We start from the raw sequence: 23421 nt of genomic DNA on the forward strand, positions 1-23421 counted from the left end.
GGAGATTTCTGCCTGTCTCGTGGGCTCGGAGATGTGTATAAGAGACAGCTCCAGCAGGGGGTGGCCGGAGGGAGCGGCCGGTCGGGGATCGGGGGTGAACGCCCGGTCGTCCGGTCCGAGGCCGGGCACGGTGGGCGGCAGCGGCTCGGTGAGCAGCGCGTTCGGCAGCAGGACGACCACGCGCACGCCGCCGTACGGTGAGGGGGCCGAGCTGAGGGTGACCCGGAAGCCGTACTGCTCGGCCAGCCGGCCGACCGCGGCGAGGCCCAACTGCGGTACCTCGCCCAGCCGGGAGACCTCCAGGGTGCTGCCGCCGGCGAGCGCGGCGGCGGCCTTGGTCACGGCCTGCTCGGGCATGCCGACGCCGCCGTCGTCGATCTCGATGACGGCGCCGTTGTGCACCGGCATCAGGGTGACGAACACCTGGGTGCTGGGCGGGGAGTAGCGGGTGGCGTTGTCCAGCAGCTCGGCGATGGCGTGGATCAGGGCCTCGGCCGCGGCGCCGACCACCGCGGTCTCGATCCGGCTGCGGACGACCACGCGCTGGAACGGCAGGATGCGTGACTGGGCGCCGCGGACGACGTCCTCCAGGGTGACCGGTTCCGGCCAGTGCCGACCGGCCCGCGCGCCGCACAGCACGGCCAGGGTCTGGGCCAGCCGGGCCTGTTGGGCGGCCGCGTGGTCGGCCTTGAGCAGCCCCTCCAGCAGGGCCGGGTCGTCGTGGGTGCGTTCCATCTCGTCCAGCAGCGCCTGCTGGTCGTGGGCCATCACCAGGATCCGGCGGGCGACGCTGAGGAAGGCCCGCTGGGTGGAGGCGGTGAGTTCCTGCTCCTGGTGGACGGCGGCCAGTTCGGCGCCGCGGCGGCAGACTTCGGCGGTGAGCTGCTCCTGGAGCCGGGCGAGTTCCTGCTGCAGCCGGTCGGCGCGGCCGCGGTGGGTGACGGACACGGCGCGGTACCGCGCGGCGGCCACGAGGGCGAGGACGGCGAGCACGCCGGTTGCCGTTACGGACCACTGAGTCATCGTCACGCGGCGAATTCTAGGGTGATGATCCTACGAAGGTGTGAACGGATCTCGCCAAGTGACCGGATCTCGTCAATATCGAGTCAATCCGGCCTCAATCCGGACTCGTTCGCCCCCCACCGCGGGCCTGACGAGGCCTCGGAACCTCCGGCCCGGCCCGCCGCCGAACCTCCCGGCCGCACCTGGTGGCCGAATGACCTCCCGGGATGTGTGGGGCGTGTGTGCAGGGTGTCGCGGAAGGGGCGACGTCCGGTGCAGGAGCAGTAGTGCCACGTCGTCCGGCCGGGAACGGCGCTCGGTCACGTCCAGGGCGAGCAGGTCCGCCGGCCGCTCCAGCGCCGTCCCCGGCCCGATCCGCCCCGGCCCGGTCTGCCCCGGCCCGGTCCGCCGGGCCCACAACTCCAGCCCGCCCAGCATCCGTTGCACCGACTCGTCGTAGTCCTCCTCGCGGTCCTCCACCAGCCCGTGCGAGGCGGTCAGCCGGAGCATCCCGGCGGAATCCAGCAGGTACAGCGCGGACCCCTCGCCGGTGAGCGCCGTCCGGCCCTGGTCCGGTGCCCGGTTCCCGTCCGCGGAGGGGGCGCCAACTCTTAATACCCCATTTCCCCGGACGGTGGATGGTCACCGAGTCGCCGCACCAGCACCAGGGTCCGGTCGTCCGCGACGTGCTCCGCCACCGCGTGCACCAGCCGCCGCGCCGCCCCCCGGTCCGGCTGCTGCTGCGTCCGGTGCGCGCGCACCACCGGCTCGGCGGCCGCCAGCAGCCGGCCCACCCCCTCGTCCAGGTCCCGGCCGGGCACCTCCACCAGCCCGTCGCTGAACAGCAGCAGCGAGTCCCCGCGCCCCAGCCGCCCGGTCACCGCCGGGTACGGCGCCCCCGGCACCAGGCCCAGCGCCGGGCCGCCGTGCTCGGACGACTCCCAGCCGCCCCCGCGGCGGTACCGCACGGGCGGCGGGTGGCCCGCGTTGAACAGCCGGTAGCGGCCGGTCGCCGGGTGCAGCGCCAGGTGGACGGCGGTGGCGAAGTCGTCCTCCCAACCCATCCGGACCAGGTGGTCGTTGGCGGCCGGCAGGAACGCCTCCGGCGGCACCCGGCCCAACAGCATCGCGAAGGCGCCGGACAGGTGGGTCGAGCGGGCGGCCGCCCGGCTGCCCTTGCCCGACACGTCCACCAGCACCAGCTCCAGCAGGTCCTCCTCCGGGCGGTGGGCGCACAGCAGGAAGTCCCCGGAGAACGAGGCGCCGCCGGCCGGGGCCAGCGCGCTGTCGAAGTGCCAGTCCAGCAGCCGCTCCGGCAGCCGGGCCAGCGTCCGGTTGTGCTCGGCCAGCTCCAGCAGCATCGAGTCGCCCTGCGTGCCGCGCAGCCCCAGCCGGTGCCGGAACCGGTTCGCCGCCAGCACGGTCGCCCCCGTCGTGGCCAGCACCACCGTCACCCCCAGCCGCACCCCGAGCGGGTCCTGCAGCGCCGCCCCCAGCACACTGCCCGCCACCGCCGCGCACACCAGCACCAGCAACTGCCCGCGCCGCAGCACCAGCCCGCCGCCCACCACCGGCAGCACCAGCGCCGACGGCGGCCACCCGTACGGCATCAGGATCGGCAGCACGCTCAACACGGCGGTCCCCCCGAGCAGCACCCCCAACGCCACCCGCCCGGCCCGTACGTCCCCGTCCAGCAGCCGCCCGTACCACCGCCGCACCCTCGCTATCAGTGCGGGCACCTACGACCTCCGGCCAGGGGGGGCGGTCCCCGGTCATGACCACCAATCAGCCCGGCCACACTAACCCCTCCACCCCCACCCGCCCCGCCCCAGCGCCGGACACCAGAAGTCAGCGGGCCCGACTCCTCGTGCACCCCCCGGCCTCACCCGCCAACCCCCGCTCCCACCTATTTCGCCCGCAAAGTCGGCCGCTCCGACTTCCTACGCGGTCCACCTCCTCCGCCAGCCTGCTCGCGCCACTGCCCACGCGCCCGGCCGGCGTGAAAAGTCGGCGGGTCCGACTTCCTGCGCGGCCCTCTCCTTCTTCACCCCCAGCCTGGTCGCGTCTGCGCTTGCCTCTCCCGCAGCGGTGGACACGAGAAGTCGGCGGGGCCGACTTCCTGTGCGGCGTTCCCCTGGGTCAGCCCCACCCGCCGCGGTGGGCCGACTTCTTGTGCGGGGCCTTCGGCTTACTGCGCCGGCCAGGCGCGGAGGCCGGTGGTGAGGGTGGTGATGATGCGGTCGTGGGTGGTGGTGAGGTCCTCGGCGAGTTGGAAGGCGCCGGCGGTGGTGAGGGAGGCGAAGCCGTGGGCGAGGGAGCGGACGGTGCGGGCGGCGTGGATGGCCTCGGAGCCGTCGAGGCCGTACTCCCGCAGGACGGCGATGATCACGCCGACGAGCCGGCCGGCCGCCCGGGCCAGGTCGTCGTCGGGCTGCGGGGCCTGGGGGAGGGCGTTGTAGCGGTGCGGGTGTTCGGTGGCGTACGCGTGGTAGGCGCGCAGGACGGTGGCGACGGCGTCGTCCCCGCTGCGGCCGACCGCGGCTTCCGCGAGCCGGTCGGCCAGTTCGTCGGTGACCCGGACGGCTATCAGCCGCCGCAGTTCGGCGAGCCCGCCGCTGACGTGCTTGTACAGCGAGGGGGTGGCGACCCCGGCCCGGGTGGCGACGGCGGCGAGGGTGAGGGCTTCGGTCCCCTGTTCGTCGAGGAGGGCGAGGGCGTGGTCGACGACCTGGTCGGGGGTCAGTCCTACGCGGGGCATGGCTTCGGTTCTCCGTACGGAAGTCGGGCGAGGGATCGAGCGGGGAGCGCGGCGGTCAGCCGAGTTCGGCGAGGAAGGGCAGCAGGGCGTCGGCGGTGGCCTGCGGGTTGTCGGCCATCGGGTAGTGCCCGGACCCTTCGATCATCGCCTTCCGCGCGTTGAGCGCCGCGGCCTGCCGGTCGGCGACGAGCTCGGGCTTGGGGAAGTCGGGGTCCTTGCTGCCCATGACGACGAGCGCCGGGCACCGTACGGCGGCGGTCAAGCCGGTCGGTGCCGAGTCCCCGGTGACGTATCCGCGGGTGGCGGTCTTGCGGCCGGGGGTGCGCAGTGCGGCGACCAGTCCGTTCACGTACGCGTCGAAGTCGGCGGGCTTGGCGCCGGGGAAGGCCATCCGGCGCAGGTAGAAGCCCCAGGTGGCCGGCCAGTGGACGAGGGCCGCGCCCATCAGTCCCATGACGCCGCGCATCAGGGCGCCCGGCGGCGGGTTCTCGACGAAGGCGTCGATCAGGGCGATCCCGGCGACCCGTTCGGGGGCGTCCCCGGCGGCTTTGACGACGGTCGCCCCGGTGTACGAGTTCCCGGCGAGGACGGCGCGTTCGATGCCGAGGTGGTCGAGCAGGGCGAGGACGTCGCCGGCGATGGCGGCGGGGGTGTAGTCGTCCCAGGTGATGGAGGACTCGCCGAAGCCGCGCAGGTCCATGGTGATGACCCGGTGGCCGGCGGCGAGGAGCAGCGGGCGGAGGTGCTGGTAGGCGGCGCGGCTGTCGAGCATGCCGGGGAGCAGGACGACGGGGGTGCCGTCGCCCTGCCGGGTGTCGTCGAAGGCGATCCGTCCGCCGGGGACGGTGAGGTACTGGGTGCTCGGGGTGCTGGTGCCGTTCATGGTGGTCCTCCTCGGTCCGCCGCTGCGAGGTATCGGCGGTGCTGCCGATAGCCATAAAGCTAAGGCTAATAGCCTTAGCTGTCAAGCCTTCGTCCGGACCCAGGACTCAGGACCCAGGACCCCGGGGCGGAAGGCGGGCCCCCGGCGCCTCAGGCCCCTTCCACCCTGAACGGGTCGTGCTCGCTGAGCAGCTTCTCCAGCCGGGCCTGGTCGACGCGGCTGACGATCTCGTTCGATTCGTGCCGGTCCCGGATCACCTTCGCCAGCGTGAACGCGGAGGTGACGGTGTAGAGGAGGCCGAGCCCGAGGAAGGCCCTGGTCCAGCCGCCGACCGGCAGGTAGGCGATCCCCACGGCGAGGGCGGTGCCCGACAGGGCGAAGGAGAGGACGGCCTGGACGTAGTAGGCGGCCGTGGTGTGCTTCTGCATCGCTTGGCTCATGGCGCCAGGATGGGGCCGCCCGATCGGGCCGCACATGAGTAGGAGTACTCAGGTGAAGTGCTCGCATTGAGGGGTCGTTCGTTGACGTCCGATCACCTGCTCCACAGCCGTCCCGGACGGATGGCTTGGAATCAGAGCCTCCTAGGATTAACGTTTGATAACGCAGCGCGGTCGTCAACGCCGTACCCAGACGGCACCGTGCGCCGTCGCCTAATCCCACCGGCCGGCCTCCGGGCAGGTCAGGGAGCCGGGGAACCACGTTCCTTGGGGTGAATCGGCTAGGCCCCGGCCCGGCCGTAGGAGACCTTCCTGCTCCGAACCCGTCAGCTAACCCGGTAGGCGCGAAGGAAGGAAAGGAGCGCGCCTCCGTGGCGTCGACGCACACCCCGGCACACCCGGCCGGCCCCGCAGCCGGTACCCAGCTCCTCGACCACCACGGCGCGGACGGCCCCGAGGCCTTCGGCCCGGAGGCCGAGACCAACCGCCACCGGATGCCGCGTCAGGCCCGCGGAGCCTCCCCGCTGCTCGGCGTCACCGCCGTCGCGGCCACCCTGGGCGCCACCGGCTTCGCCTCGGCCACCCCGGCCGCGGCCCCCGCCGTCGAGGCCCCGGACGAGACCCCGGTCGCCCTCGCCGCCGACCCCGGCCTCGCGCTCGCCGCCCGCATCCAGCAGCAGGCCGACAGCCAGCGCACCGCCGCCGAGGAGGGCGCCCGCGTGCAGGCCGCGCAGGAGGCCGAGGCCAAGGCCGCCGCCAAGGAGGCCGAGGCCAAGCGCGCCGCCGAGGAGGCCGAGGCCAAGGCCGCCGCCGCCCTGACCCTCCCGGTGAAGGACTACCGGCTCTCCGCCCACTACGGCCAGAGCGCCCGCTACTGGGCCAACCTGCACACCGGCCTGGACTTCGCCGCCGACACCGGCACCCCGGTGTACGCGCTCGGCCAGGGCACCATCACCTCGGCCGGCTGGTCCGGCTCGTACGGCTACCGGATCGTCGAGACGCTGCCCGACGGCACCGAGATCTGGTACTGCCACCTCTCCTCGATCATCAAGGGCTCCGGCAAGGTCACCTCCGGCCAGCAGATCGGCAAGGTCGGCGCGACCGGCAACGTCACCGGCCCGCACCTGCACCTGGAGGTCCGCCCCGGCGGCGGCGCCCCGGTCGACCCGGAGCCCTGGCTCGAACAGCGCGGCCTCACCCCCTGACACTCCCGCGGGAGCCCCCGACGCCCACGAGGGAACGCCCCGGCGCCCACCCGAGCGCTCACGCGGGAGCCCCCGGTCGCCAGGGCGGCCGGGGGCTCCCGCGCAACGGCTCACTCCTCCGCGGGCAGCTGCGCCAGGTACGCCTCGATCTCCTCCTGGCCCGGCTCCGGCGCCAGCTCCGGGAACTCCTCCACCAGCAGCCGCGGCAGCCCCGGCACCGTCCACTCGCCGAACAGGTCGAGCGCCGTCCCGGCCGCCGCCTCCTCGAACTGCCCGAAGTCCCCGGCCAGTTCGTCCGGCATCGGCCGCCCCAGCGCGGTCAGCTCGGCCAGGTTGCGGTAGCTGCGCCGCATCAGGCCCTGCTCCAGCAGCCGCCGCGCACCGTCGGTGGCCATGCCGACCGACAGCAGCCGGCCCGGCCCCCAGCCCTGGGCGTCCGGCTCGTCCAGCCAGCCGGCCGGCACCAGTGCCTCGTACGCGGCCGTCCGCTCCTCCTGCGCCAGCTCGGCGAAGCCGCTCAGCCAGGCCCGCACCGCCTCCGCGTCGGCCACGTCCACCCCGTACGCGTGCAGCAGCAGCGCGTACAGCCGGGGCCAGGTCACCAGGTCGGCGCGGCGCAGCAGCCCGGCCGCGACCTCGCCCTGCCACTCGGCCTCCTCGTGCAGCCGCTCCTGGCGCTTGGCGTTGAGCCGCCGGGCCGCGCGCTGGTGGTCGATCAGCAGCCGGACGGCGTCGCCGTACGCGAGCGGGTCCTCCTCGGGCGCGGGTTGGACGTACAGGTGGAGCCGCTCGTACAGCAGGTGTTCCACCGCGTTCGAGGTCAGTTCGGGCCAGCCGTCGTGCATCCTGCCCTCGCCCAGCTCCAGCAGCGCCAGCACCGTGCGCAGGGGGCCCTCGGCCACCGGCGCGCGGTCCTGCTCGGCCGCCCAGGCGAGCAGGTCGGCGGCCCTGGTGCGCGGGGCGAGCCGCAGGTCTTCGTCGTTCATAGTCCGAACGGTAGTCGCCGGGCGCGGGTAGGGTCGGCAGCCATGGTCCCCGTACGACTCCGCGGCCCCCGGCTGGCCATCCGCGAGTACCACCACACCGAGGGCGACGTGGACGCGCTGCACACGCTGTTCGGCGACCCGCAGGTGACCCGCTACCTGCCCTTCGGGCCGTGCGACCGCGAGACCTGCGCCGACCAGATCGGGCTCTACCTGGAGGAGGCGATGGCCGAGGAGCGGGACACCTACCGGCTCGCCGTCACCAGGCTCGCCGACGCCGAGGACCCGCAGGACGCGACGCCGATCGCACACGCCTCGCTCACCCTCGGCGGCTTCCGCTCCGCGCACCTCGGCTACGTCCTGGTCCGCGAGGTCTGGGGCCGCGGCTACGCGGGCGAGATCGTCGGCCTGCTCTGCGACTTCGCCTTCCGCACCCTGGACCTGCACCGGCTGGCCGCCCGGGTCGACGTGGACAACGCGGCCTCCGTCAGGGTGCTGACCCGGCTCGGGTTCCGGCTGGAGGGGCGGGTGCGGCACGACCGGTTCGAGGCGGGCGCCTGGTCGGACTCGTACCGCTACTCGCTGCTCGCCGACGAGTGGCCGGGCGCGGTGGCCGGCGGCGGGGAGGGGGGTTAACCCCACCCCCGATCCGCCAGGCCCCCGGATCCCCGCCGACCGGCGCTTCGACCAGACTGGACGACGTCAACGAACACGAACGACCGTCAGAACGAGGGGCCGGGGGCCGGGACATGAGCAGCAGCCGAAGCACGCAGGATCACGAGTGGGACGTCCTGGGCGGTTACGGCGACGAGCCCCGCCCCGCCGCCGGGGCCCACCGGACCGAGCAGCCGCCGCCGTTCTGGATCGCCCCGTTCTCCGGGCACTACTACCGCGAGATCGGCTACGTGCTCACCGGCCTGCCGGTGGCGATCGCCGGCTTCGCCGTCGCGATCACCCTGTTCTGCTTCGGCCTCGGCACCTTCGTGACCGCCCTCGGCCTGCCCGTGCTGGCCGGTCTGACCATCGCGGCCCGCGGCTTCGGCCGGCTGGAGCGGGCCCGGGTGCGCGGCATGCTGGCCCTGGACGTCCCCGGCCCGAAGCCGGTGCGCCAGGTCCGGCCGGGCAACTGGGGCGCGATCACCGCGCGGCTGGCGGACGGGTCGGGCTGGAAGGCGGCGCTGTACCAGGTGGTGATGTTCCCCTGGGCGATCTTCAGCTTCGCCATGACGCTGGTGTTCCTGCTGCTCGGCTGGTCGATGGCGCTCTACCCGGTCTACCACTGGGTCTTCCCGACCTACACCTCCTGGCGCGGGTACCTGGTGTTCGACTTCACCGACAGCCACCACGTCCAGCACGTCTACTACATCGAGGGGACGTGGCAGATCGCCGGGTTCTCGCTGGCCGGGGTGCTGCTGGTGTTCCTCACCGCGCAGCTGGTCCGCGGCCTGACCAACGTCAACCGGGCTGCCGCCCAGGGCCTGCTCGGCGCCTGACACCCGATCCCGGCCCCGGCCCCCGATCCCGGCTCCGGCCTGGCCCCGCCCCGTCCGCGCTCCGGATGCGGACGGGGCCGCTCCGTGTTCGGATGACCGGGTGGCCGCCCCCGGCATTCCCCCCGCACCCCCCGACGTCCTGGTCACCTCCCGTCCGCTCGACGAGTACTGCGCCCTGTTCGGCCTCACCCGGGCCCGGCTCGCCGCCCTGCCCGGGCCGCTGCTGGACTGCCCCGGCGGCGCGGCCGGCCTGGCCGCCGAGGCGCGGGAACTGGGCTGCCGGGTGATCGCCGCCGACCCGGCGTACGCGCTGCCGCCGCCCGTGGTCGCGGCCCGCGCCCGGGCCGCCCGGGCGGCGATGGCCGCCGCGATGGCCGCCCGCCCGCACCTCTACCCGTACCCGGCGCCCCGCCCCCACCGCGCCGAGCGCTACCTGCGCAGCTGGGACCGCGCCCGCCGGCTGTTCGCCGCCGACTCCGCCGCGCACCCGCAGCGGTACGTGGCCGCCGAGCTGCCCCGACTGCCCTTCGCGGACGGCGTCTTCGCCCTCACCCTGAGCGGCCACCTGCTCTTCGCCTACCCCGAACTGTTCGGCCCGGAGCGCCAGTTGGCCGCGCTGGCCGAGCTGGTCCGGGTCACCTCCCCGGACGGCGAGGTCCGCGTCCAGCCGCTGTGCGACGGGTACGGCCGCCGCTGCGGCCACCTCGACCCGCTGCGGTACGCGCTCGGCGAGCGGCGGATCGCCAGTGAGGTCCACCGTCTCCCCGTGGCCGAGGGCGGCCGCACCCACCGCGTCCTGGTGCTGCGGACCGCGGACCGCCGCGGTCGGGCGGAGGCCCGGTAGCCGCCGCGATGTAATGGTCACTGGCGCCTAGTACTCATATACTCGCCCGCATGACCGAGACGACGATCCGGCGTGCCGAAGCGGTCGACGCCGACCGGCTCACCGACCTGATCCAGGCCTCCGGCGCCTACCGGGGCGCGTACTTCGCGATGATCGACGGCTACCGGGTGACGCCCGACTACCTCGCCCGGCACGAGGTGCGGATGGCCGTGAACGCCGACGACCGGCCGCTCGGCTTCTACGCGCTGATCCGCGAACCGGCCGAGCTGGACCTGATGTTCGTCGCCGACGAAGCCCAGGGACTGGGCCTGGGGCGGCTGCTGATCGCGGACATGCTCGACCGCGCCCGGGAGGCCGGGATCGCCGCCGTCAAGGTCGTGTCGCACCCGCCCGCCGAGCAGTTCTACCTGCGGATGGGCGCCCGGCGCACCGGCACCCGGCCGCCGCAGCCCAAGACCCCCTGGGAACAGCCCGAACTGCGCTTCACCGTCTGACCGGCGAAGGCCGGACCTAGGAGCCGCTCCCAGCCGGCGAGGCCGACGACGCTGACGTTCCCGGCGACGTCGGCGCGGGTGCCGGGACGAAGGCCACCGCCTGCAGCCGGGACAGGATCTTCTCCGCCAGCCAACTGCGGTCCGACCCGTACGGAATGCCCTGCGGGTCGACCAGCTGCGCCGTCACCGCGTCCCGCAGCCGCTGCGCATCGGCGGCGGGCAGTCGGGAGAGCAGCCCCCGGGCGGCCAGCAGGGCGTGGTACTGCTCGAAGCCCGAGCGCGGGTGCAGGATCGCGTCCAGCACGCTCTCCAGGTCCGCCAGCGTCGGATCGCCCTGCATCAGCGCGAGCGCCTGGATCCGCCGCCCCTCGGAGCCGTCCGTGAACAGCGCCCGCACCTGGTCGGCGGTCAGCGCCGAGCGCTTCGCGGTCGAGCGGACCTCGGCCACCACGGTCTCCGGGCCGGACGGCGAACCGGAGGAGGGCGGCAACTGCGCGGCCAGCGCGGCGGGGTGATCGGCGCTGCCGCCCAGCAGCCCGAGCTGCTGCATGGCGCGGACCCGCAGGTCGTCCGCGCCCACCTTGTCCCCGTGCCGGTCGCGGTCCTGCCCGGCGAGGAAGAGGTCCAGTGCCTGGTCGGCGTCGTTGAGCGCCCTCGGCAGCGCGAGCCTGGTCACCAGCCAGCCCGCCAGGAATCCGAAGACCAGGAAGTACAGCACCAGCGCCGCCGCGAACGGCACCGCGGCGTCACCCCCGCCGAGCACGGGCGCCAGCGCCGACCCGAGGTCGTGCAGCCGCTCGCCGAGCGAGCCGAGCTGGGTCAGCCCGACACCCAGCAGCACCTTGGTCAGCCAGTCCGAGACCTGCTCCAGATTGGTGTTCGGCGCGTACGAGCCCTGCGGCTCGCCCGAGCCGCCGCGCACCCGCGGCACCCCGAACAGGAAGCCGAGCCCGCCGCCGAGCACCGCCGAGGCCCCGGCCACCACCAGGCCGCCGCCCAGCGCCTGCCAGACCTGATCCCGGCCGAGCGAGAACAGCAGCAGCCCGGTCAGCCCCGTTCCGGCCAGTGTTCCGGCGGCACCCCGCTGCGCCGTCCGCAGCGTCGACCCGCCCGGCCGTCGCACCTTCGCCATCGCCTACCCCCTGTGCCCGCGCCGCTCCGCTCCGGAACCCCGCGCAGACTCTAGCGCCGGGGCCCCACCACGGAAACGCCCCGGGCCCGCCCCGGCTACGACGCGGGGGCCCGACTGCGACACGGCGAGAGAGGGGGAGAGACGCAGACGGCCCGCAGGCTGCTCCTCCGCGCCGGCCCGTGCACTGGCCAGGCGCCGAGGCACCGGGGATGTACCGGTGAGCCTGCGGGCCGGGTGACTGCTGTGGATTTCGCCTGCCGGAGGCCAGGGGCCTCACCCTGCGCAGGCAGGGGCGGCTCTAGCGAGCAGCCACCTCACGCATCCTGATGGAACTCAATTCAGGATCACCTCCTTTCAGTGTGCCGCCACTGTAGGCAGCCCACCGAGGGGAGGGCAACGGATTATTCGCGGCCCCCGTCGGAGGCCGGCGCCGTCGCTCAGGCGGTCTTGAACTGGTCCTTGAACTTGGTGAAGTCGATCGTGTTGTCGGCCGACGGGACCTGGATGGTCAGCGGCTTGTCGAAGTCGGAGAAGTCGATCTGGCCGTTGCCGTCCTTGGCGCCGGTGTGCTCGATCCGGACGGGGTAGGGCTTGCCCTCGGTGGCGACGCTGATGGTCGAGACCTCGCCCTTGTCGTCGGTGGCCTTGAGGCTGAAGGTCTTCACGCCGTTGACGTTGCCGGCGGAGCCCTTCTCGACCTTGCTGCTCTTGTTGTCGTCCTCGGTGATCTTCTTGCTGAACTCGGCGAGGTTGCAGACGCTGGTGAGCGAGCTCATCGACGGGTCGCTCTCGAAGCCGGTCAGGTAGCGGCCCTTGAAGAGCTCGGCGGCCTTGGCACCGTTCGGGCCGCCCATGTTGGTCCAGAACTCCTTGTCCGGCTTGACGTACGAGGTCTTGCCGTCGCGGATGATCTCGAAGCTGCCCATGCCCGGCATCGACATGGTGCCGGTGCACTGGCTCTTGTTGTCCAGAGCCAGGTTCATCTCCATCTTGCCTTCGTCGCTGACGATGGCGCCGACCAGCTTGAGGGCGGTGGCGCTCGCCAGGGCGTCCTTGGCCTGCTTCTCGATGTCCTGGGCGCTGAGCTTGTCGGTGTCGAGCTTCTGGGTGGCGGCGGCCGTCTTGCCGCCGTCGGCCTTCGCGTCGCTCTTGCCGTCGCCCTTGTTGTCGCCGCAAGCGGCGGTGCCGGCTGCCAGGACGAGGCAGATCGCGGCGGTGCTGACCAGGCGCTTCGAGAGCATGTGGTGCTTCCTGTCCCGGGGGTGGCCCGAGCCTCCCCCCCAATCGGATGAATTTTTCATCAGTATGGGTCAGGCGTCTGACGGCGGATCTTCGATTCGGTCGCCGTTACAGCTTCGTGGCAGGACCGTGCTCTTCCCCGTACCCGGGAACGCGAAAGGCCCGGAGGACGGATCCTCCGGGCCTTTCGGTGCTACTGAGTAGCGGGGACAGGATTTGAACCTGCGACCTCTGGGTTATGAGCCCAGCGAGCTACCGAGCTGCTCCACCCCGCGTCGGTAAACACAACAATACGTGGAAGTCACCGAGATGGGAAATCGGTTCTCCGGCGGCCCCCGCCGGCGGCTTCAGGCCGCGCCCGGGCGGTGCCCGGCGGGCCGCCGCCCGCCCCGCGCCGCGTACCGGGCCGAGCGGGTCCTGGCCCAGGCCGCGAAGCAGACCAGCGCGACGAAGCAGGGCACCATCAGCGCCCCGTACACCACCAGGAAGCCGTGCGTGCCGAGGTCGGCGGCGGCGTTCCAGGTGCCGTGCAGCACCATCGCGAGCAGCAGCCCGGTCGGCGCGGCCAGCCGGGCGAGCCAGCGCCGCCCGGTGGTGAGGGTGACGGCCAGGCCGATCCCGGTGAGCGCGGTGAACAGCGGGTGGGCGAAGGGGGAGAGCAGGGCGCGCAGCACGAAGGTCTGCACGGTGCTGTCGAAGTCGCGCAGGCTGGGCGGATCGCCGAGGCCGATGCTGTCCAGCCGCTGCCGCTGGTCGCTGGTGAAGGCCCGGCCCAGGTAGAGGGCGTTCTCGACGAAGGCGAAGCCACAGGCGGTCATCCCGCCGAGGACGACCCCGGCGGTCAGGGTGCGCGGCCGGGAGCGGCGGTGCGGCGCGCCGCCGGTGGGCGGGGCCGGGCAGAGGTAGGGCAGCGGCCGCAGGTACGGGCGCAGCCGCAGTCGGCCCCGGGCGTGCGGCCCGGCCGGGCGGCGCCGGCACGGGCGGGGGCGCTGGGGCGCGGGCGACCGGCGCAGCAGCGGCGCGCAGGGGCGCCCGGTGCGGCGGCCGTGGCAGCGCAGCCGCTGGCCGAGCGGCAGCAGCAGCACCAGCAGGGCGGTGGCCTTGGCGCTCTCCTCGATCACCGGGGTGGCGATGCCGGCGCCGAGCAGCCGCCCGAGCGAGCCCTGGTGCCTGGTCAGGTAGCTGGCCGTCCAGTTGTTGGCCAGGATGGCGACGGTGGTCGCGGCGCAGGCGCCCCAGCCGAGGCAGAACACGGTGTGTCGCAGCGGCACCCGGGCGGTGAGGTTGAGCCAGGCGAGCCCGCCGAGCACGAACGGGAGCGGCACCATCGCCAGGCCCAGGCCGACCAGCAGGCCGGCGGTGCCGGTCTGCCGCTGGACGAGGTGCAGGATCAGCACCCCGCAGCCGATCAGGGTCAGGACGGCGGTCGCGGTGACCGAGGAGAGCGCCACCGAGCGGCTGCGGCCCGACGGCGTCCCGGGCGCGAGGGGCGTCCCGGGCACGGCGGTCGCGGCGGCGGAGGCCGGTGCGGCGTTCCCGGCGGGCGGTGCGGCGCCGCCCGGCCGGGACAGCAGGCGGTGGGCCCGGCGCCTCCGGGGCCCCGGGATGGTCCGGGTGTCACCGGTGCGCGGGGCCGTCTCAGGTGCGTCGGCGGCGGCCTGAACGGTCCCCCGAACGGTCGGCCGGGGCCCGCCGCCGGACGGGCTGCCCATGCGGCACAGGGTAGGCCACGGGGGTCGCCCGCCGGGAGGACTCGGGACGAATCGTCCGTCCGCGGCCCGCCCGTGCGGTCAGTGCGCGGCCGCCCGTTCGAAGGGCTGACGGCAGGTCAGCGGCGGCGGAACAGCAGGTCGTGGACGACGTGGCCCTTGGCGATCCCGGCCCGTTCGAACTTGGTGACCGGCCGCCAGCCGGGGCGCGGCGCGTAGCCGGGGATGCTGCCGTCCGGGTGGTCCGCGGGCTCCAGCCAGCCGGTCCCGTCGCCCTCGGGGTGCAGGTTCTCCAGCTCCGGCGAGGCGGACAGCACCTCCAGCATCTGCTCCGCGTACGGCTCCCAGTCGGTGGCGCAGTGCACCAGGGCGCCGGGGGCGAGCCGGGGCAGCACCAGGTCGAGGAAGGACGGCTGGACCAGCCGGCGCTTGTGGTGCTTGGGCTTGGGCCACGGGTCGGCGAAGTAGACCCGGAGGCCGGCCAGCGAGGCGTCCTGGAGCATGTCGCGCAGCAGGATCACCGCGTCCCCGGCGGCCGTCCGGACGTTCGCGGAGCCATCGCGCTCCAGCAGGCCGAGCAGGTTGCCGTGGCCGGGGGTGTGCACGTCGGCGGCGAGGATGCCCATGGCCGGGTCGGCGGCGGCCATCGCGGCCGTGGTCTCGCCCATGCCGAAGCCGATCTCCAGCGTCACCGGCAGCCCGTCGAACAGCTCCCGCAGGTCCAGCGGAGTGCCGTCGATGGGTATGCCGTACGTCTCCCAGCTGCGGTCCAGGGCGCTCGCCTGGGCGTTGGTCATCCGGCCCCGGCGCGGCTGGAAGCTGCGGATGCGACGCTCGCGGTGCTGGGCCTCGGTGGCCTTGTGCGGGTACATCGGCGCGGGGTAGGCGGCCGGCGCGGCGGACAGCCGGGCGGACGGCGAGGGCTGGGGGATCGGGGCGGTGGCAGTCACAATCCCCCGAGTCTACGGGGCCGCCCGGGGCGCCCGTCGGGGTGTGTGATGCGGCTCATCCGCCCGCCTCCAGCGCTGCCAGGGCCCGCCGGGCGACCTCCCGGCCGATCGGCAGCGAGGCCGTCGCGGCGGGGGAGGGGGCGTTCAGTACGTGCACCGCGCGGCGCGGGGAGCGCGGGTCGTCCGGGTCGAAGCCGGCGAAGGCGAAGTCGTCCAGCAGCGAGCCGTCCCGGGCCACCGCCTGGGCCCGTACCCCGGCGGCGGCCGGCACCAGGTCCTCGGCGCGGACGGCGGGCAGCAGCCGCCGTACGGCCGTGGTGAACGCCCGCTTGGACAGCGAGCGGTGCAGTTCGCCCAGCTCGTACCGCCAGTGCCGGCGGGCGATCCGCCAGGCGCCGGGGAAGGCCAGGGTGCCGGCCAGGTCGCGCGGGCGGACGGTGCGCCAGTCGTACCCCTCGCGGGCCAGCGCGGGCACCGCGTTCGGGCCGACGTGGACGTCCCCGTGGATGCCCCGGGTGAGGTGCACGCCGAGGAAGGGGAAGGCCGGGTCGGGCACCGGGTAGACCAGGCCGCGCACCAAGTCCCGGCGCTGCTCGGCCAGTTCGTAGTACTCGCCGCGGAACGGCACGATGCGCACCCCGGTGTCGTCCCCGGCCAGCCGGGCGATCCGGTCGCTGTGCAGTCCGGCGCAGTTCACCAGCACCCGGCAGCGCAGTTCGCCGCCGGTGGTGCCCACCGTCACGCCGTCCCTGCGCCGCGCCACCGCCCGTACCTCGGTGCCCGGCCGCAGCTCGGCACCGGCCTCCCGGGCCAGTCGGGCGTAGGTGGTGGCGACGGCCGGGAAGTCGCAGATGCCGGTGGTGCCGACGTGCAGCCCGGCCAGGCCGGTCACCTCCGGCTCGTGGCGGGCGATCCCGGCCCGGTCCAGTTCGGTGACCGGGATGCCGTTCGCCCGCCCGCGCTCGGCCAGTGCCGCCAGCCGGGGAAGCTCGGCGGTGTCGGTGGCCACGATCAGCTTGCCGGTCACCTCGTGCGGGACGCCGTGCTCGCGGCAGAACGCCACCAGCTCGGCGGCGCCCGCGACGGCGAACCGGGCCTTGTACGAGCCGGGGCGGTAGTAGACGCCGCTGTGGATCACCCCGCTGTTGCGCCCGGTCTGGTGCGCCGCGAAGCCGGGCTCCTTCTCCAGCAGCGCGAGCCGCAGGCCCGGCCGTTCCCGGGTCAGTGCGTACGCCGTGGCCAACCCGACGATCCCGCCGCCCACCACCAGCACGTCGACCTCGTCCGCCATCGCCCGCTCCTCGCCTCGGCCGGCCGCCCCCACCGCCGCCGATGCTGCCACGGCGCGCCGAGCGGGTCGAGACCGCGTGACGGCCGGACGGGACGGGTTCGCAGGACGGCCTCGCAGGACGGCCGAGCATGTGACGGCCGCGCGGGACGGCCTCGCGTGCCGGTCGGCCCCGTGAGGCTCCGGCCGCGAGTGCCGCCGCCGTTCGCGAGTCCCCCCGGACCCGCGAACGGCGGTGCGGCCCCCCGGGGCGTGTCGGGCACGCCCTACTCCTCCCAGGGCCAGTGGGCGTTCGCCCCGGCTTCGAGGAGGGGGATCAGGCGGAAGGCCGCGTCGCTCAGGCCGCCGAAGGTGTGGCGGTTTGCGCCGCCGCTGGGGCCGTGGCCGGGGGCGTAGCCGGCCAGGTTCCAGGTGTAGACGGGGATGTGGGCGGGGACGGCGGCGAGCGGGTCGCCGCCCCAGTGGTTCGGGCCGGTCTGCTCGTCGGTGACGATCACGACCCGGTCGTGGCCGCGGTAGTGGGCGCGGACGGCGTCGGCGGTGTTGGTGCCGCCGAGGCTGGAGAAACGTTCCAGCACCCGCAGCACCGCCTCGCCCCGGCCGACCTCGACCACCCGGCTGGTGGTGCCGAACTCGACCAGGTCCGCCTCGGCGGCGCGGACCTTCAGCGCGGTGCCGAAGATCGCCGCCGAGTCGGCCCGGTTGAGCTCGGTCGGGCCGCCCGCCCGGTCGAACATCGAGCCCGAGCGGTCCACCAGGACCAGCGTGCGCCCGGGCAGCTCGGGCACGTTGGCCAGCGAGTGGCCGAGTGCCGTCTCCAGCGCGTGCCCCCAGCGCAGCGAGGGCGCGTGCCGGTACGCGGACAGGTAGCGGAACGGGAACTGGCGCGAGCGCCGTACCTCGCCCCGGTCGGAGATCCGCCGGGCCACCTCGGCCGCGACCGCGTCCGACACCCCGGCCCGGTCGAAGTTGCGCAGGTTCCGCACCAGCGCCATCGGCCCCATCGACGGGATGACGGCCTCCCAGACCGGCGCGTCCAACGGCCCCTGCAGCCAGCCCGCCAGCGCCTCCCAGGTCAGCCCGGCGGCGGCCAGCCGCTCGGGGCCGTCCTTCGCGGTGACGGCCGCCCGGCGCTCCTCGACCGGCAGCGCTAGCAGCTCGCGGTTGGCGGTCAGCAGCCGGTCGCCGGCGGGCGGGACGGCCTCCTCGGGCCGGTGCCGGCGGTCCAGCGCGTACGCGAACAGCGCGCCCTGCCACGGCTTGTCCGGAGCCGGCGAGGGGTGGGTCAGCTCGATCACGTCGCCGAAGCGGTAGCCCTTGCCCGCGGTGTCGTACTTGAGCAGTGAGCGGGCGTCGTAGAGCAGGCGGACGGCGTCCGCGACACCGCGCTTGAGCGGCTTGGGCAGGGCCCGGCCGTAGCGCGAGGTCCAGTACGCGAGCAGCTCGCCGGGCTCGTCGGCGCGCCGCAGCACCGCCGCGACGACCTGCCGGGAGTACCCGGGGGCGCCCGCGTCGAGCCGCGCGCGGGTGAACTCGGCGGCGCCGACCAGCGCGGCGGTGCGCATGTGCGCGCCGTAGCGCAGCCAGCGCAGCAGCCCGAGGGTCCACTCCGGCTCGGCGACGGCGAGTTCGCGCACCAGCGCGGTGTAGCGGTCGTCGCGGTCGCCGCCGCGCTCGTAGAAGGTGTCCTTGCCGACCATGTTGGCCACCGCGAGCAGGAACAGCTCGGACTTGGCGTCCCGGACGTGGCCGGTGCCGCCGTTGTGGTTGCGGGTGAGCTGCCCGGTCGTGGTCACCGGCGAACTCGGACTCGGCTTGGCCTTGCGGATGTTGAACCTGGACATGCGACAGCCCCCCTCGGCCTGTTGGTGTCAGTGGGAGGGAGGCATGCTGCGGTGAGGGGTGCCCGAGATCGTGCCGGCCGTGGGACGGCCGACGTCGGCGGAGGTATATGCCTTGTGCTCTACCGGATTGAGCTACCGGCCCGCTTTCGCGAGCCGCCCGGGATTTGAACCCGGAACCGCAAGATCCGAAGTAACCCCCGCCTGCGCACCGGGCACTCCGAAGCGCACTGCCTCCCGAGATCAAAGGTGGCTGCGGTCGATGGAGCTCAGCTTCAACGCGCCCCACTGGGGGCACTCGACCGAAGTAACCGCTGCCGTCGCACCGGGAGGTGCGGAAAAACTATTCACGTATGGGTGTCCAGAGATCGAAGGCGGCTGAGGTGACGAAGCTGCTCTGGCCACTGAGCTACACCGGTCCGAAACCGGTGACGGGATTCGAACCCGCGACCTGCCCATTTGGAAGTGGAAGTAACCTCTGCCTGCGCACCTGGACAAGAGAGACCTTAGCCAGGCCGCTCCCGTGGGTGCACCTCATTTACCGTCAGATCGTGCGGACCTCACTGCTCACGTCGCTTCACGCCGGGGCGACGGTCACCGCCCGGGCCCGCTCGGCCAACTCCCGCACCCGGCGCTCGCCCTGGAAGGGCTCCAGGCGCCGCAGCATCTCCACCACGTACTCCCGGCTGCGCTGCGAGGAGATCCGGCCGGCCACCTCGACGGCGCGTTCCCCGGCGGCGACCGCGGCGTCCAGGTTGCCCGCCTCCGCCTCGGCCATCGCCGAGACCACCAGCCGCAGGCCGTGCGAGCGGACGAAGCCCTCGGTGGGCGTGGCCAGTGCCTCGCGGGTGAACTGCCGGACCTTGGAGGGCACTCCGAGGTCGCGGAAGCACTCGGCGGCGTCGGCGGCGAGCCGGTCGTAGGCGTAGAAGTCGATCCACGCCGGATCGGGATCCCCGGCGCGTGCCCGTTCGAGTGCGCTCTCCGCCGCACCGAGCGCCGTCGCGCACGCCGCCGCGTTGCGGGCCTTGGCCTGGGCCCGTGCCTCCACCAGGTGGAAGAAGCTCATGGTGCGGGCGGTGGCCAGGCTCCGGTTGCGCTCCAGGGCGGCCTGCGCGAGGTCGACCGCCTCCTCGGCGAAGCCCCGGTAGCCCGCCTGCAGGCTCATCGAGGCCAGCACGTAGCCGCCGAGCGGCACGTCGGCAGCGGCCCGGGCGAGCCGCAGGGCCTGGATGTAGTACCGCTGGGCGGCCTCGTGCTGGCCGGTGTCGAAGGCCATCCACCCGGCCAGCCGGGTCAGCTCGGCGGTCGCGCCGAACAGCGCCCGGCCGACCGCGTCGCTGTACGAGGCCAGCAGCAGCGGCGCCGCCTCCACCCGCAGGCACTCCGGCACCATCGAGGAACGCCAGTCCCCGCCGCCGTACTTGGAGTCCCAGCGGCGCGCCTCCTGGGCGGCCTCGCGGAGCTTGGCGGCGTCCGAGTGGCCGACCCGGTAGGAGGAGGTCTCGCTGGGGGAGCGCGGCACCTCGCGGGCCACCGAGCCGTCCGCCGGGGTGATCAGCCAGCGGGAGACGGGCGTCGCGTACGCGGCGACCGAGAAGGTGCCGGCCAGGCTGTCGCTCCACCGGCCGCCGCCGGGGCCCCGGCGCAGGTCGAGGTCGACCCGCCACAGGTCGGTGGCGGAGCGGACGGCCTCGGCGACGTCGCGCGGGAAGGCCAGGCCGAGTTCGGGCGCCGGGTCGGTGTCGCCCAGGCCGATCTCCTCCAGCGGGACGGGCCGGCCGAGCTTGCCGCCGATCGCGGTGGCGATCAGGTGCGGGACGGGCCCCTGCGGGACCATGCCCTTGCTGACCCAGCGGGCCACCGAGGTCTTGTCGTACCGCAGGGTCAGCCCGCGTTGGGCGCCGAGGTCGTTGACCCGGCGGGCCAGTCCGGCGTTGCTGATCTGGGCGAGGGTCAGGAGCGTGCCGAGCCGTTCGTTCGGTCCTCGTTGGCTGACGGTCATGGTGGCGGCGGCACCTCCTGCGGCCTTGTGCGCGGGGCCCGGGCGGCACCGGGCCGTAGCTGCTGCACCTAGAGTAGTCGGACGCGTTCCGACGGTTAAGAGGTCGCATTCCGGATGGCGGGATCGCGCACTCGGCGGCGCCGCACGGCAGTTGGTCCGGACCACTCGGATCCGGCCGATCGTGCCGCGCGCCGGAGCGTCGTGCTCCGGTCCCGTGTCGATGTGCGCCCGGCCGTGCCCCCTGGCCCGACCGGCTGGTCGGCGATTCGCTGGTGGTCGTGGGTCGGCCCGCCGTCGAGGACCCGGCGGGCCGGGGGACGCCGCCGCCTCAATCCCCGCGGGCGGCGGCGAAGTCCGGGAGGGCATGCGGATGCCCTCCCGGGCCGGGCGACGCCTTTCGGCCATCTCGCGATGCCCATGCCAAAGGCGCCCCGAGGGCGGTCCGGGCCACGGAGGGGGAGGCCCGGCCCGCCCGACTCCACCGGGCACCGCCGAGCCGACCCGAGGCCCCGCCCCGTCGCGCCGACGCCACCAACCGGCCGCTCCCCGAAGCGGATCCGGCAACACCGGCCACAGCGGCGCCGAGCGGTGGCACGATGTCCCCTGACGGCGCGACCATCCGCGGGGGCACGCCGGGACGCGCGCACGGGCCACCACGGCACACCCCACCCGGCCGCCCGCCCGGCGGCGGACGCGCCGCGCGGGTGCAGGTCCTCGTACGGTGGAGGCGCGATGCGGTGGCTGACGGGCTGGTGCACGGGCGCGCCCCGACCGGGCACCCCGGTGCGCGGGACGAACGAGACGCCCGGCACGGTGGCGCCGATCGCCGCGCGCCCCCTGTGGACCGGGCCCAACCCGCTCTGGGCCGTGGGCGACTGGCGCCCCGAGGAGATCCGCCTGGTCACCCTCCGCCCCGGCGCCCCCGCCGCGGTCAGCACCGGCCCCACCGCCCCCGACCCGGTCGAGGACACCCCCGCCACCACCCGGCTCGCCGTCCTCGGCCACTGCGGCGCCACCGACGCCGAACTCGCCGCCGGCCTCGCCGCCGCCCGCGGCGGCGCCGTCCGCCACCTCACCGCCTGGCCCGGCAGCTACACCGTCGTGCTGCGCACCGGCACCCGCTCCACCCTGCTCCTCACCGACCTCGCCGGCGCCCAGCCCGTCTTCCACACCCCCTGGGGCGACGGCACCGCGTACGCCACCGCCGCCCTCCCGCTGGCCGACCTGGTCGGCGCCCCGCTGGACACCGGCCACCTCGCCGCCCGCCTCGCCTGCCCCGAGGCCCCCGAGGCGCTCGGCACCGGCACCCCGTACCTGGGCGTCCAGCAGGTACCGCCCGGCCACGTGCTCGGGATCCGCGGCGGCCGCCCGTACCTGTCCGGCTACGACGACCCGGCCGGCGCCGAGCAGCCCCGGGACGAGGCGCCCGCCGTCCGCGAACTCACCCGCGCCCTGCTGGAATCCGTCCGCTCCCGGGTCCGCACCACCGCACCGGCCGCCGAACCGTCCGTACGGGCCCGGCTCGGCGTCGACCTCTCGTACGGCACGGCCTCCGCGACCGTCGCCCTGCTCGCCGCCGCCGTCCCGCTGCCGCCGGTGCCCGCCGCGGCCGCACCGGCCCGGTCGGCCGCCGGGGCCAGGAGCGGCGCGGTGCGGGGCTCCTGGGCCCGAGCCGCCGCCCAGGAACCCGCCGCCCCCGAACAGTTGGCCGCCGTCACGCTCGGCGAGACCGAGCCGCCGGCCACCCTCGTGCTGGCCCCCGACACCCCGCGACTGCGGCACACCGTGCTCGACCCCGCCCCCGCCACCCTCCCGTACGCCGGACCGGGCGCCGACCCGCAGGCCGGCCGGCTCACCGACGAACCGGGGCCCGAACTCGTCGCCGCCGCCCGCGCCGAGGCCCGCTTCGGCGCCGGCGGCAGCGACCACCTCACCGGCTACGGCGCCCGCCAGGTCCTCGACGGCCATCCGGCCCGGCTCGCCGACCTCATCCGGGCCGGCCGCCCGCGCGAACTCCTGCCCCCGGTCGCCGCGTTGGCCGGGGCCGACCGGGCCGTCGCGGGCGTCCTGGCCGGCGCGCTGCGCACCCCGCTCACCGTGGTCCGGGCCGCCCACCGGCTCTCCCGGGTCCGCTACGCCGAGGCGCTGGACGAGGCCGCCGCCAAGCTGACCGCCCGCCACGTCCCGGACGGCGGCGGCACGGCGGGGGACCGCTCGGCCGCCGACCTCGCCTGGTGCGTGCCCGGCCCGGCCGCCCGCTGGCTCTCCGACGAGGCGCTCTCCTCGGTGGCCCTCCGGCTCCGCCTGGCGGCGCGCAGACCGGCGCCCGAGGAACACCCCGGCGCACACCGGGCCCGGCACGCCCTCTACCGGCAGGCACGCTCCTTCCGCACGCTCGTGCACGCCGCCGAACAGCCCGGCCAACGGCTGCACGCCCCCTTCCTCGACAACCAGGTGGTCCGCGCCGCCCGGCTGCTCCCCGACGACGTCCGCCTCCAACCCGGAGCCCGGCACGCCCTGCTGCACGCCGTCCTCACCGGCGCCGGCCGCACCGACCTGCCCCCCGACTGGGGCCGCGCCCCCCGCCCCGACCGCACCGCCCCCGCCCGCGCCGGCCTGCGCCTCGCCGCCGACGGCCTCGCCGAACTCTTCGACGCCCCCCTCCTCGCCGAAGCCGGCCTCATCGACCTCCCCGCCGTCCGCGCCGGCCTCGCCCACTCCGCCGACCCCGCCACCCCCCTCTCCCCGTCCGCCCTCGCCGGCCTCGCCGACCTCGTCTCCGCCGAACTCTGGCTCCGCCGCATCCGCGCCCGCCGCCACGGCGCCTGCTGGACCGGCCTCCCCCACCCCCAACCCCCGGCCCTCACCCCCTGAGCCCCGGGCCCGAGGGCCGGTGACCCGGTCGGGAGGCTCAGCCCCGGGACCCCGCCCTGCCCCGGGCCCGAGGGCCGCCACCGATCCCAGCCCGCTCCGAATTCCAGCGGCCGCGTCACCGCCCCGCCACCCCCGGACCCGGCCCGGCTCTCCGGCCCGCGACCGGCAGCCACCCGCAGGTTCGTCGCGGCCCAGCGCCCACGGCACTCCGCCGCCCCGATCCGCCTGCGCCCGCCGGGGCCGCCGAGCTCCTCCGGGCCGGCATTCGCGACGCCGGGCCCCGA

General features: G+C 75.0%; 19 protein-coding genes, 1 tRNA gene and 1 riboswitch. Of the genes, 6 read left to right on the plus strand and 14 right to left on the minus strand.

What is annotated here, in order from left to right:
- From OP86_RS25200 to OP86_RS25225, 5 genes are all read right to left on the minus strand, one after another.
- Positions 1-1023: ATP-binding protein (locus tag OP86_RS25200; RefSeq protein WP_245231825.1), on the minus strand; the 1023-nt coding region annotated here is incomplete at its 3' end.
- A 590-nt stretch (positions 1024-1613) separates the two neighbouring features.
- On the minus strand, positions 1614-2741 hold the full coding sequence (locus OP86_RS25210; RefSeq protein ID WP_157849832.1) for a PP2C family protein-serine/threonine phosphatase: 1128 nt from the start codon (positions 2739-2741) through the stop codon (positions 1614-1616).
- A 449-nt stretch (positions 2742-3190) separates the two neighbouring features.
- Complete coding sequence (locus OP86_RS25215; RefSeq protein ID WP_030059543.1) at positions 3191-3760, minus strand: TetR/AcrR family transcriptional regulator; 570 nt, start codon at positions 3758-3760, stop codon at positions 3191-3193.
- A gap of 55 nt (positions 3761-3815) precedes the next feature.
- A complete protein-coding gene (locus OP86_RS25220; RefSeq protein ID WP_030059544.1) occupies positions 3816-4643 on the minus strand; it encodes an alpha/beta fold hydrolase in 828 nt (275 codons plus the stop codon).
- A gap of 149 nt (positions 4644-4792) precedes the next feature.
- Entirely contained in the window at positions 4793-5083 is a 291-nt protein-coding gene (locus tag OP86_RS25225) for a YiaA/YiaB family inner membrane protein (protein ID WP_030059545.1), read from the minus strand.
- 197 nt (positions 5084-5280) lie between these two features.
- A riboswitch (cyclic di-AMP (ydaO/yuaA leader) is annotated at positions 5281-5439 on the plus strand.
- 12 nt (positions 5440-5451) lie between these two features.
- Between OP86_RS25225 and OP86_RS25230 the strand changes: the two genes are divergently transcribed.
- A complete protein-coding gene (locus OP86_RS25230) occupies positions 5452-6285 on the plus strand; it encodes a M23 family metallopeptidase (RefSeq protein WP_051830581.1) in 834 nt (277 codons plus the stop codon).
- A 110-nt stretch (positions 6286-6395) separates the two neighbouring features.
- Here OP86_RS25230 and OP86_RS25235 read toward each other — a convergent pair whose 3' ends face one another.
- Positions 6396-7271: a hypothetical protein gene (locus OP86_RS25235; protein WP_030059547.1), complete on the minus strand. Its 876-nt coding sequence runs from the start codon at positions 7269-7271 to the stop codon at positions 6396-6398.
- Between the two features lie 42 nt (positions 7272-7313).
- On the opposite strand from OP86_RS25235, the gene OP86_RS25240 reads away from it, so the two are divergent.
- From OP86_RS25240 to OP86_RS25255, 4 genes are all read left to right on the plus strand, one after another.
- Positions 7314-7904: a GNAT family N-acetyltransferase gene (locus OP86_RS25240; RefSeq protein WP_030059548.1), complete on the plus strand. Its 591-nt coding sequence runs from the start codon at positions 7314-7316 to the stop codon at positions 7902-7904.
- 113 nt (positions 7905-8017) lie between these two features.
- Positions 8018-8761: a sensor domain-containing protein gene (locus OP86_RS25245; RefSeq protein WP_051830583.1), complete on the plus strand. Its 744-nt coding sequence runs from the start codon at positions 8018-8020 to the stop codon at positions 8759-8761.
- A gap of 100 nt (positions 8762-8861) precedes the next feature.
- Positions 8862-9605 carry a class I SAM-dependent methyltransferase gene (locus OP86_RS25250; protein ID WP_051830585.1) on the plus strand — a complete coding sequence of 248 codons (744 nt, stop codon included), beginning with the start codon at positions 8862-8864 and terminating at the stop codon, positions 9603-9605.
- A gap of 50 nt (positions 9606-9655) precedes the next feature.
- Positions 9656-10099, plus strand: coding sequence for a GNAT family N-acetyltransferase (locus OP86_RS25255; protein ID WP_030059551.1), 444 nt, complete (start codon positions 9656-9658; stop codon positions 10097-10099).
- 16 nt (positions 10100-10115) lie between these two features.
- On the opposite strand, the gene OP86_RS25260 is transcribed toward OP86_RS25255, so the two are convergent.
- From OP86_RS25260 to OP86_RS25300, 8 genes are all read right to left on the minus strand, one after another.
- A complete protein-coding gene (locus OP86_RS25260) occupies positions 10116-11231 on the minus strand; it encodes a hypothetical protein (RefSeq protein WP_030059552.1) in 1116 nt (371 codons plus the stop codon).
- 437 nt (positions 11232-11668) lie between these two features.
- The gene (locus OP86_RS25265) at positions 11669-12472 is read right to left on the minus strand and encodes a hypothetical protein (RefSeq protein ID WP_030059553.1); all 804 of its coding nucleotides are present in this window, start codon (positions 12470-12472) and stop codon (positions 11669-11671) included.
- Positions 12473-12671: 199 nt separating this feature from the next.
- Positions 12672-12745: transfer RNA gene (locus OP86_RS25270), tRNA-Met, on the minus strand.
- A 72-nt stretch (positions 12746-12817) separates the two neighbouring features.
- Positions 12818-14182: a PrsW family intramembrane metalloprotease gene (locus OP86_RS33925; protein WP_078588448.1), complete on the minus strand. Its 1365-nt coding sequence runs from the start codon at positions 14180-14182 to the stop codon at positions 12818-12820.
- A gap of 116 nt (positions 14183-14298) precedes the next feature.
- Complete coding sequence (gene trmB / locus OP86_RS25285; protein ID WP_030059558.1) at positions 14299-15129, minus strand: tRNA (guanosine(46)-N7)-methyltransferase TrmB; 831 nt, start codon at positions 15127-15129, stop codon at positions 14299-14301.
- 55 nt (positions 15130-15184) lie between these two features.
- A complete protein-coding gene (gene lhgO / locus OP86_RS25290; protein WP_030059559.1) occupies positions 15185-16420 on the minus strand; it encodes an L-2-hydroxyglutarate oxidase in 1236 nt (411 codons plus the stop codon).
- A gap of 263 nt (positions 16421-16683) precedes the next feature.
- Positions 16684-18261 carry a TROVE domain-containing protein gene (locus OP86_RS25295; RefSeq protein ID WP_030255576.1) on the minus strand — a complete coding sequence of 526 codons (1578 nt, stop codon included), beginning with the start codon at positions 18259-18261 and terminating at the stop codon, positions 16684-16686.
- Positions 18262-18835: 574 nt separating this feature from the next.
- Positions 18836-20263, minus strand: a complete 1428-nt coding sequence (locus OP86_RS25300) for an NsdA family TPR-like regulatory protein (protein ID WP_030059560.1) — start codon at positions 20261-20263, stop codon at positions 18836-18838.
- 732 nt (positions 20264-20995) lie between these two features.
- On the opposite strand from OP86_RS25300, the gene OP86_RS38870 reads away from it, so the two are divergent.
- Positions 20996-23137 (plus strand): asparagine synthase-related protein, encoded by a 2142-nt coding sequence (locus OP86_RS38870; protein ID WP_030255578.1) that lies wholly within the window; start codon positions 20996-20998, stop codon positions 23135-23137.
- The last annotated feature ends 284 nt before the right edge of the window (positions 23138-23421 follow it).

This window comes from Streptomyces novaecaesareae, assembly GCF_000716875.1.
In the GTDB taxonomy this organism is placed as follows: domain Bacteria; phylum Actinomycetota; class Actinomycetes; order Streptomycetales; family Streptomycetaceae; genus Kitasatospora; species Kitasatospora novaecaesareae.

Bases quoted from the DNA above. Each gene is read 5' to 3' on its own strand.
- OP86_RS25215 (WP_030059543.1), bottom strand. From the start codon at position 3,760: ATGCCCCGCGTAGGACTGACCCCCGACCAGGTCGTCGACCACGCCCTC.
- OP86_RS25220 (WP_030059544.1), bottom strand. From the start codon at position 4,643: ATGAACGGCACCAGCACCCCGAGCACCCAGTACCTCACCGTCCCCGGC.
- OP86_RS25225 (WP_030059545.1), bottom strand. From the start codon at position 5,083: ATGAGCCAAGCGATGCAGAAGCACACCACGGCCGCCTACTACGTCCAG.
- OP86_RS25235 (WP_030059547.1), bottom strand. From the start codon at position 7,271: ATGAACGACGAAGACCTGCGGCTCGCCCCGCGCACCAGGGCCGCCGAC.
- OP86_RS25240 (WP_030059548.1), top strand. From the start codon at position 7,314: ATGGTCCCCGTACGACTCCGCGGCCCCCGGCTGGCCATCCGCGAGTAC.
- OP86_RS25245 (WP_051830583.1), top strand. From the start codon at position 8,018: ATGAGCAGCAGCCGAAGCACGCAGGATCACGAGTGGGACGTCCTGGGC.
- OP86_RS25255 (WP_030059551.1), top strand. From the start codon at position 9,656: ATGACCGAGACGACGATCCGGCGTGCCGAAGCGGTCGACGCCGACCGG.
- OP86_RS25260 (WP_030059552.1), bottom strand. From the start codon at position 11,231: ATGGCGAAGGTGCGACGGCCGGGCGGGTCGACGCTGCGGACGGCGCAG.
- OP86_RS25265 (WP_030059553.1), bottom strand. From the start codon at position 12,472: ATGCTCTCGAAGCGCCTGGTCAGCACCGCCGCGATCTGCCTCGTCCTG.
- OP86_RS33925 (WP_078588448.1), bottom strand. From the start codon at position 14,182: ATGGGCAGCCCGTCCGGCGGCGGGCCCCGGCCGACCGTTCGGGGGACC.
- lhgO (WP_030059559.1), bottom strand. From the start codon at position 16,420: ATGGCGGACGAGGTCGACGTGCTGGTGGTGGGCGGCGGGATCGTCGGG.
- OP86_RS25295 (WP_030255576.1), bottom strand. From the start codon at position 18,261: ATGTCCAGGTTCAACATCCGCAAGGCCAAGCCGAGTCCGAGTTCGCCG.
- OP86_RS25300 (WP_030059560.1), bottom strand. From the start codon at position 20,263: ATGACCGTCAGCCAACGAGGACCGAACGAACGGCTCGGCACGCTCCTG.
- OP86_RS38870 (WP_030255578.1), top strand. From the start codon at position 20,996: ATGCGGTGGCTGACGGGCTGGTGCACGGGCGCGCCCCGACCGGGCACC.